The 1,693-nt window shown below is 76.5% G+C and carries 2 protein-coding genes; both read right to left on the reverse strand.

Annotated elements, in window-relative coordinates:
• A partial coding sequence (locus tag B7767_RS31330) for an ADP-ribosylglycohydrolase family protein (protein ID WP_143652722.1) occupies positions 1–686 on the reverse strand: 686 nt, incomplete at its 3' end.
• Positions 687–825: 139 nt separating this feature from the next.
• A partial coding sequence (locus tag B7767_RS31335) for a tetratricopeptide repeat protein (protein WP_179167360.1) occupies positions 826–1,693 on the reverse strand: 868 nt, incomplete at its 5' end.

The raw sequence follows: 1,693 nt of genomic DNA on the forward strand, positions 1-1,693 counted from the left end.
GTCCGCTGCACCGCCGTGTCCAGGCTCTCGCCCCGGGCCAGCGCGTGCACGATCACGGCGTACGCGCCCGCCGCGAGGCAGGCGACCGGGTGGCCGTGGGTCTGCGCCGCGCACTCCACGGCGAGCTGCACGACGAGCTGCGGATCCCAGCCGACGAGCAGCCCGAACGGCGCGGACCGGGCCGCCGCCTCGGGCCCCGCCTCCCCGGGGTTCTTGGGCGCCGCCGGCGTCCCCATGGTCTCGTCCCCGAGCCCGAGCAGCAGCGTGCGGGCGGGCTCCCGGCGGGCGTACAGCCACTCCTCGCGCGCCAGCCAGCCGTCGTCCTTGCGCCGCTCGTCCGGGCCCCAGTCCCGCTGGGTGGTGGCCCAGCGCAGATACGCCCGGTGCAGATCGGTCGGCGGATGCCAGGCGCCGGTGTCGCGCCGCACCTGGGCGCGGATCAGGCCGTCCACGGAGAAGAGGGTGAGCTGGGTGTGGTGGGTGACGGCACCGCGCCGGCCGTGGGCGGGGGCGAACTCGGTGAGGCCCTCCGCGCCGTGCGCCTGTCGTATCCCGTCGGCCGTCATTCCGTCCACGGGCGCGCCCAGCGCGTCCCCGAGGGCGACCCCGAGCAGCGTCCCGCGCACCCGGCTGCGGAAGTCCTGCTGCTCGCGCCGCCCCCACACGGGCCCGGCAGTACCGCCCACCAAGACCTCCCGGGGCACCGTCCGTACGTACGACGCCCAGCACTGTAATCGAACGGGGACGGACGGTTCAGGGGGCGGATCGGTACGCGGGGTGTGAGGCGTGTGAAGTGAGTGATCGCGAGTGGTCGGACAGGGGGTCTCAGCCGTCGCGGTGCCGTACGACCGCGTCGCGCTGGGCGCGCGCCCACTCGTAGGAGGGATCGAGTTCCAGGGCGCGGTCCAGGTCGGCCAGGGCCTCCGTGCGGCGGCCGAGATTGAAGCGGCTCACGCCCCGGCTCGCGTACGCCGACGCGTACTCGGGGTCGAGGGCGAGTGCGTGGTCGTACGCGGTGAGGGCCTCCTCGTCGCGGCCGGTGGCCCGCAGCGCGTCGCCGCGTTCGCAGTGGGCCCACGGGGAGTCGGGCTGCAGGGCGACGGCACGGTCGAGGTCGGCGAGCTGACGTCCGGGGTCGCCGAGCTCCCGCCGGACGCGGGCCCTGCGGATCAGTGCCCAGAAGTAGTCGGGCCTGAGTTCGAGGGCGCGGTCCAGCGCGGTGAGCGCGGCGGCCGGGTCGCCGAGGGCGAGGTGGGTGGCGCCGAGGGAGGCCCAGGCGTAGGAGTGGTCCGGGTCGAGCAGGACCGCCCGGAGCAGTTCGGCCAGCGCCGTCTCGAACCGGCCGGAGGCCCGCAGGTACTCGCCCTTGGAGGCGAGGATCCCGGGGTCGTCCGGTGCCAGGATCCCGGCACGCACCATGTGGATCGCGGCGGCGGCGTAGTCGCCCCGCGCGGCCAGCGCTTCGGCGCGGAGGCGGTGCACCCGCACCCGCGCCCCGGGGGGCAGCTCGTCCGGCCGGTCCCCCGCTTCCGTACCGGCCGGGTCCTCCTCGGCCGGGTCCTCCGTGGTCAGATCCTCCGCGGCCAGGTCCTCCTCGGCCGGCCCCGCACCGACCGGCTCCGCACCGACCGGCTCCGCACCGACCGGCTCCGCACCGGCCGCGACCGCCCCGGGCACTGCGGCGTCCGGCGTC

This window comes from Streptomyces sp. 13-12-16, assembly GCF_002114215.1.
GTDB lineage: Bacteria > Actinomycetota > Actinomycetes > Streptomycetales > Streptomycetaceae > Streptomyces.